Raw genomic sequence first — 6815 nt, 5'->3', positions numbered from 1 at the left:
TGGGATGCAGGCTGTCGAGCTCCGCGAGCAGGATGTCACTGACCTGCATCGCTGGCTGCCCGTTTGGCGAACGGCGTCGTGGGGCGGGGAACAGTGACGTTCCGCGGGCCGCGCGGCTGATGTGTTCCATGGCCAGGAAGATGTAGGAGGCCGTGCCCAGGCGGCGCAGGGCCTGCTCGTCGAGGGGGAGGTTCCAGGGGGTCTGGGTTGCGTCTCGGATGCGTCCTTGCAGGTCGGTGTGCGATATGTGCGGCGAGGCGCTGTGCGAAGCGACCTTGCTGAGGGCGCCGATCCGCTTGAGCATCTTCTTCCGCAGGACGGGGTCGACGGTCGTGTTCTGTTCGTTGGCGACCCCGCGGCTCACGTCGTCTCGCGCGGTGGTGTTGGTGTTCAGCTCCTCGAAGGCCTGGATGATCTCCTCGCCGAACAGGGAGCACAGGTCGGTCTCCAGCGTCTGGGCGCCGATGTAGATGCCGTGGCCTGGAGTTCTGAGGCGAGGGGATCGCGGGTCGTTCGGTAGTCGGCGGCATCGGTTTCCGGAAGGAGGGCGATCTGCTCCAGGAGTGCCTTGCTGCGGGACGGCTCCGGGTTGAGTTTCGCGCCCCGCTTGAGGCCGGCTTCCCGCACCCCGCGCTTGTCGAGGGTGGCGTCTCCGTCGGTGACGACCACATGGGGAGTGTCTAGGCCCTTCGGGCCGAGGAGCGCCCGGTAGGGCTTGAAGTCGGTGCCGTGGGCGCTGGCCACCACGGTGCCGTAGGCGTCGAGGTCGAACCCGGCAGCTTCGGCCAGGGCGGGGAGGATGTACAGCTCGGCCAGTCCTTCGACCAGCACCACGGCGGAGGCGAAGAGGACCTCGGCACGGCTGACGTCGAGGTAGCGCTCCAGGTCTGCGGCTTCCTTGTCACTGACGGGAATGGCTGCCGTGGTGGCTCCGGTCGTGCCGTTACCCGTGGCGCGCAGCACGATGAAGGAGCGGACCGGGGCGACGGCGGCGATGTGCGGGCTGTGGGTGGTGAGGATGAGCGAAGGCCCGGTGCGCAGCAGGTACCGGAAGAGGTGCCGCTGGAGGGTGACGTGGAGGTGGGCCTCGGTTCTTCCACGGCGACGAGCGTGGCGATGAACTCTTCGTCGAGTCGCTGCTGGCTGAGGGCTTCGAGGAGCAGGCCGAGGTAGATGACGTTGGCGCTGCCCAGGCTGGTGTCGGAGATGCTCCTGCGGCGGGCGGTATCGAAGAACAGACGTACGGCGCGGATCAGTTCGTCCGGCTTAGAGGAGGCGAAGCCGAGGGTGGGCTGGGGAGCCATGCGCGGCCCGAACATGTCTCCCAGCCGGTCCGTCAGGTGTCCCTCCAGCTTGGCGACGTTGGCGTCCTTGGTGAGCTGGTCGACGGCGGTGGCGATCGCCGAGGCGGTGGCTTCCAAGTTCGCCGGGTCTAGGGGAAGCCGTTCGAGGAGATCCCGCATCGGGCTGCGCCGCCAGTTCTGCAGATCCCCTTCGGCGTCGCGAAGGGCGGGCAGGACGCGCAGGGCCACCTCGCGGCGGATGGCCCGCACGTCGTTGGTCTCGCGGTCACCGGCGAAGACGACGACGTCGTAGTCCTTCGCGGTCAGCGGCCGGCCGGTGGGCTGCACCTGGGAGCCGTCGGCGGTTGCTATCTCGGTTCGCGGGGCAAAGCGGTAGGTCAGCCGGGCTACGTAGGGGTCGAAGTCGACCGTGGCGCTGGACAGGATGCTCTTGGCGTCAGCGTCGTCGTCAAAGCCGCGCAGCTCGACGACGATGGTCACATCGGCTCCGCCGGCGAGGCCTGCGGGGTGCCCTTCCCAGATGTCCTCTTCGCGCAGCATGCGCCGCGCGTCGGAGATGGACGGGTCGAGTACCAGCCGGATCGCTTCCAGCAGGTTCGACTTGCCGACGCCGTTCTCGCCGACGATCACGGCGTGGGCGGGGAAGTCGTCGATGACGAGGTGCCGGAAGTTGCGGAAGTTACGTATCTCGATCCGCGAAATGTGCAGGCCCATGCGACCCCTTTGGCCATCTGGTGCGATGTGGTGATTCATCATTACAGGGCAGTCCCGCCTGGGTGGGCGGTTTCCCGGTGTCCGGTGGCCTTCCATACCGCCTGATAGGTGATCTTCTCCGATCTCCGTCCCGGCCACCGGCCGGGACGGAGATCGGAGCCGCTGAGTCCGGCAGGGCCGGCCGTCAGGCCGCGGGGGTCTCAGTCCATCCGATGCCGGAGGCGATGAGGTTGTAGAGCCGCTCATCCTCTCGGAGGTCGTCCTGGATCGGCGTCCAAAGGATTCTCCGCTCGCCTCCCAGATCGCTCGTGAGGGTGTAAAGGGCATGGCGCGGCCCCAGTTGTCGTTCCATTCCTTGAGGACCTGTTCGAGCTCCGGCAAGGAGAGAAGACCTGACCCTGCTGGCATGTGAGGGTGTTCGCCCCTCCCAGTGTTCCGCCCAGGGCGCGACGTCGGGGTGGTGTCAGTGCCCTTCGGCATAGTGCCCCGCATGATGATCAACGAAATTGACGGCGGCGGCTGGGAGTCCATGGGCCACGCCTATGGTCCGGCGAGCGATGTTCCGGGCTGGCTGAAGGGCATGGCTTCGGCGGACCCCGGTGTACGGGACGAGGCGTTCAGCGGCTTCTACAGTGCGGCGCACCATCAGGGGGATGTCTATCCGTGCACGGCGGCCAGCCTGCCGTTCCTGTTCGAGATGGCCGACAGTCCCGCGACTCCTGACCGGGGCTCGGTTATCGAGTTGCTGCTCAGCATCGGGCAGGAGTGCCTGGATATGGATCCCGAAGGGGTGTACTTCACGCCGGACGGCACCGAGTCCAGAGCCCATGTGGACGCGTTGGCGGTGATAGGTGAGCGTGCCGAGGTGTTCGTCCGCTGGGTGATGGACCCGGATGAGGAGGTACGGCGGCCCGCGATCGAGTGCCTGGGCCTCTTCCTCGCCGACAGTGCACGCGCGTTGGAGGTCCTGCGCAGTCTGCTTCCCGGGAGCGGCATGGTGCAGCGGCTGTTCGTTGTGAGGGCGGTGGCTACGGTGGCGCTGCGGGATGCGGCCGTGCACGGTGCGGCCGTCGGCTGGCTGGACGCTCTGGCCGGTGACACGGCAGAAGTGCCCGAGGTGCGGCTCGCTGCTCTCGTGCAAAGGGTCCGGTGCGCTCCGGGGGAGCTCGGTGACGCTGTGGTGCCGGCGGCGGTCGGTCTGATCCGGGAGATCGCTCCGGAGGAGACCGGCGGGGATGACGATGCGCCCTGCCGGGCCGAGGTGGAGCTGGATGTGGCCGCTGGCGCGACGCCTTCCCCGGGTGTGCCGCCGCAGGTGGCCGCGGCGTTCGAGGATCTGGAGCGGCACGGCCGGGTTCACGCGCCGACGACCTCCCTGCTGGAGGCGTTTCACACGGTGTTGGACGATCGTGTGCTGGAGCGCACCGCTGTGCTCACCGGGCAGTTGTGCAGTGCGGACCCTGGGGTGCGTTACGACGCGATCCGCATGGCGACGGAGCTGATCGGCCAGTGGCGTGGGGATCACTCCGGTCTGGTGGTGCTGATCGCGGGGTGTCTGGACCCCGGGGACCCGTATACCTCGGCTGCGGCGGCGGAGGCTCTTGGGGCGCTCGTGCCGGTGAGCGAGCCGGCCCGGGAGGCCCTCGCCGGCTACGTCGAGGCGGCCCGTGCGGAACACGGGCCGGGCGTGTGGGCGGCCCGGGAGCGGCTGGTACGGCGCGCTCACCAGGAAGCTGTCAGAGCTCTGGCATCTCTGGGGGATCTGCGGGCGCTGGACTGTGTGCTGGAGGCGCTGGACGGGGGCGCCGACGCCTGGCGTGCTGTGCAGGTGGCCGGTCACCTGGGTGAGGCGGCCGGTGACCTGACGCCGAGGCTGTCGAAGCTCCTGGCGGAGGTGGACTTCTCGGATGCGTCGCAGTCGATGAGCGCCAACGCTCTGGTGTCCGCCCTGAGAGAGCTGGGTGACCCCGGGTCTGCACCGGTGCTGGCCAGTGCCGTAGCCGCGGCCATGCGTGAGGAGCAGTGGCATACGGCCGCCTCCGCCCTCAAGGCCCTCGCCTCCTTCGGCCCTAAAGCCGCCTTCGCCCTGGATGTGGTCCGCCCTCTGGCCGACGCGCAGGACGTCACCGTCCGGGCGGCCGCGACGGCGGCACTGTGGGAACTTGAGGGCGACGCGGCCGGCGTCGTGCCGAGGCTGGTTGAGCTTCTTGACACTCACGCGGACGACGAGGCAGCCGCCGTCCTGGGGCGGATCGGGTCGGCTGCCGCGCCGGCCCTGCCGCGTCTGCGGAAGATGCTGACAGCGGGCTACGAGTGGACCCGGGTCTACGCCGCGGCCGCCCTGTGGGATATCGGCGGCGACGCCGAGGCGCCCGCCGTCGTGGAAACGCTCCTGGCAGCGTGGGCGGAGAACGACTCGACGTCCAATCATGTCCTGGCCTGCCTGAGCCGCATGGGGACGGCCGCCCGGCCGGCCCTCCCCCGGGTCCGGGAAGAGCTCACGCTCCTGCGCCGCAGCGGCCGCTTCCGCGACATCCCCAACGACGAAAACCTGCTGGCGGCCTGCCGCTCCGTCACGTCCCGCCTCTGAGCAGCCCCCTGCGGGAAACGTTGGCAGCGCCCCTTCGCCTGCCGACGGGGCCTACTGCCCTGGCATCCGAGCCGCGCACCGCGTCCGCCGGATGGGTGAAGGGTCAGATGGGCGCGAACCGTGCTCACCGGCTGGACGTCAGGGACGGCATGAAGGAGATCAGCGGGCAGCACATCAGCGAGCCCGGCCTGGTGGTGCTGGACATCACTGCGGCGAACGAGGACACGCTTCGGCTGGTGGTAGCCCAGTTGGAGGAGCGCTGGGCGACCTCGGGCCTGGCCCCTGTACGGCGAGTGCCGGGCCGGGCCGGTGTGACGAGCCGGGTGTACGCCGATATCCGCCGCACCGGGGATCAGGATGTGTGAGCGTGGCTGTCCGCGCCCACGTGAACGTGCGGTCTCTGTCTACTGACCGCTCTTTGGCCTGGACAGGAAGATCCGGCGGGTTGGCAGATCGACTTCCCGCACGATGACGGTGATCTTTTCGCCGATCGCGAAGTCTTGTGCCGGACTCGCCGCGGGGCGGCCGTCGATCTCTATGAAGGGAACCAACCCGACCATCCCATCTCCGAGTTCGACGAAGACGCCGATGGGAACCACCTTCTCAACTGTCCCCCGGAACTCCTGGCCCGCCACCGCGCGGGCGGCGAACGCCTGGAGCGGGTCGGGCAGCAGTGCCTTCAAAGACAGTCTGGCCTCAGCGTTGTGGGTGTCAGCGCCCAGGAACTCGCACGAGACGCGCTGCCCTACCTGAACAACATCTGCGGGATCGTTGAAGTGCCGCCAGGAGAGTTCGGGTATACCGATGAACCCGACGCCGGGCAGGGTGGGATGGTCGGGCCCGTCGTCCAGGGCCACGAAGACCCCGAACCGTTCGATCGCCGCGACGGTGCCGGCCAGGATGTCGCCGCGGTGCAGGGTCTTCAGGAACGCCCATAGTTCCGGGCTCTCGGACTGCCAATCCATACAAAATTCTGGCACGCGACGTCACGTGCCAGCAATGTCCGCCGGGGCATCGCGTCGTGAGGCTACTGCTCGGCGCTGGGCCCGTACTGGGCTCCGTCGTCGTAGATCGGGTCGGCCGGAGCCTCCTGCGGAGGCTGGGCGTCTGGGTCCGGCCCGTACGTTGCTCCGTCGTCGTAGATGCCGCTCATGGCCATAGTCCTCGCTGCTGGGTGGTGCGGTCGGTGCAGTCTCACATGCCGTCACCCTGGAGATCTTTGTCAGCAGGCACGAACACTGTGCTGACGCCCGTCGACGAAGTCCACCTCGATACCGTTCCCGTAGTCCCCTCCAACAGCGATCACGGTGTCCGGGTGCCGTCAGCCGGCACCGCCGCGACGGTCGTACGGTTCACCGAGCGACCAGCTGTCGATCCTGGGCCACCAGTGTCAGCATGACCACACCAGGCCGTCCCGCCGCAGCGATCCCCACAGCCTGCAGCCGGGCACCTCCGGCTGGTCAGGCTGCGGCTCACCTGATCCCTCGGGTTCCTCGTCGACCAGGCCGCAGGAGAACAGGAAGGCCTCCAAGAACTCCCGACGCCCCGAGTCCGCTCGGCCTCGGCCAGGTCGGCGAGGACGCTCTGGAGCCGGTCTCACTGGTCCTGAGGCGGCCTCTGCGGAATCGCTTCGCCCGCAGGCATGGGCGCCGACCACTAGACAGCCGTCGGCGCCCGCGTTCGCTATCCGTGGTAGGTGATGTAGCCGTTGCCGTCGCGGTCGTTGGACTTCTTGGTGTACGAGTGGACGTCCGCGCGGGCGCCGGAGGGCTTGTACAGGTAGATGGTGTCCTTGTCGTTGTTCCAGATGAAGTTGCAGTTCTGCCGGTAGACGACGTTCTTGGCGTCGGAATCGGTGCCGTGGTTGCCCCGGAGCTTGATGTAGTCGCCGGGCTGCAGCCTGTGGGTCGCCGGGAAGGTGAACTTGTTGCCGGCGGCGTCCTTGACGACGTAGCCCTTGAGGTTCACGGTCGTGGTCCGCGAGTAGTTCTTGATCGTCAGGTACTCGTGCTTCGTGTTACCGCCCGAGCACCTGTTGGAGTCGGAGCCGGGAGCGTCGTACTGGACACCCCTGATCTTCAGGGCCGAGGAGTACTCGGCAGCCTGGGCCGGGGCGGCGGCCGCGAGGCCGAGAGCGAGGACCGAAGCAGCGGTAGCGGCAGCGGTCAGGGCATGACGGACATGCATGAGGAATCCCCCCTCAATGG

General features: G+C 68.2%; 8 protein-coding genes. 2 read left to right on the top strand and 6 right to left on the bottom strand.

All coding sequences use genetic code 11. The annotated features are described in order from the left end of the window. The 3 genes from CCZ36_RS34605 to CCZ36_RS34600 all read right to left on the bottom strand — a co-directional run. Positions 1–364: hypothetical protein (locus CCZ36_RS34605; RefSeq protein WP_164873596.1), on the bottom strand; the 364-nt coding region annotated here is incomplete at its 3' end. 26 nt (positions 365–390) lie between these two features. After that, entirely contained in the window at positions 391–789 is a 399-nt protein-coding gene (locus CCZ36_RS37125) for a hypothetical protein (protein ID WP_443069856.1), read from the bottom strand. Next, a complete protein-coding gene (locus tag CCZ36_RS34600) occupies positions 681–2018 on the bottom strand; it encodes an ATP-dependent nuclease (protein ID WP_164873595.1) in 1338 nt (445 codons plus the stop codon). Before CCZ36_RS34600 ends, CCZ36_RS37125 begins: the two co-directional genes overlap by 109 nt. 490 nt (positions 2019–2508) lie before the next feature. Between CCZ36_RS34600 and CCZ36_RS34595 the strand changes: the two genes are divergently transcribed. Beyond that, positions 2509–4608, top strand: a complete 2100-nt coding sequence (locus CCZ36_RS34595; RefSeq protein WP_237302538.1) for a HEAT repeat domain-containing protein — start codon at positions 2509–2511, stop codon at positions 4606–4608. A gap of 107 nt (positions 4609–4715) precedes the next feature. Next, positions 4716–4973 (top strand): DUF6207 family protein, encoded by a 258-nt coding sequence (locus CCZ36_RS34590; protein ID WP_237302539.1) that lies wholly within the window; start codon positions 4716–4718, stop codon positions 4971–4973. A 39-nt stretch (positions 4974–5012) separates the two neighbouring features. Here CCZ36_RS34590 and CCZ36_RS34585 read toward each other — a convergent pair whose 3' ends face one another. The 3 genes from CCZ36_RS34585 to CCZ36_RS34580 all read right to left on the bottom strand — a co-directional run bounded on the left by CCZ36_RS34585 (position 5013) and on the right by CCZ36_RS34580 (position 6795). After that, the gene (locus tag CCZ36_RS34585) at positions 5013–5573 is read right to left on the bottom strand and encodes a S1 RNA-binding domain-containing protein (protein WP_128816814.1); all 561 of its coding nucleotides are present in this window, start codon (positions 5571–5573) and stop codon (positions 5013–5015) included. A gap of 62 nt (positions 5574–5635) precedes the next feature. Continuing rightward, positions 5636–5761, bottom strand: a complete 126-nt coding sequence (locus CCZ36_RS36495; RefSeq protein ID WP_256094530.1) for a hypothetical protein — start codon at positions 5759–5761, stop codon at positions 5636–5638. 530 nt (positions 5762–6291) lie between these two features. Further along, positions 6292–6795 (bottom strand): lamin tail domain-containing protein, encoded by a 504-nt coding sequence (locus CCZ36_RS34580; RefSeq protein ID WP_128816815.1) that lies wholly within the window; start codon positions 6793–6795, stop codon positions 6292–6294. Between the last annotated feature and the right edge of the window lie 20 nt (positions 6796–6815).

Origin of the sequence: Streptomyces sp. S063 (assembly GCF_002832675.1) — a bacterium.
GTDB classification, from domain to species: domain Bacteria; phylum Actinomycetota; class Actinomycetes; order Streptomycetales; family Streptomycetaceae; genus Streptomyces; species Streptomyces sindenensis.
The sequence above is the reverse complement of the archived record's forward strand: the minus strand, read 5'-3'. Positions and strand labels throughout refer to the sequence as shown.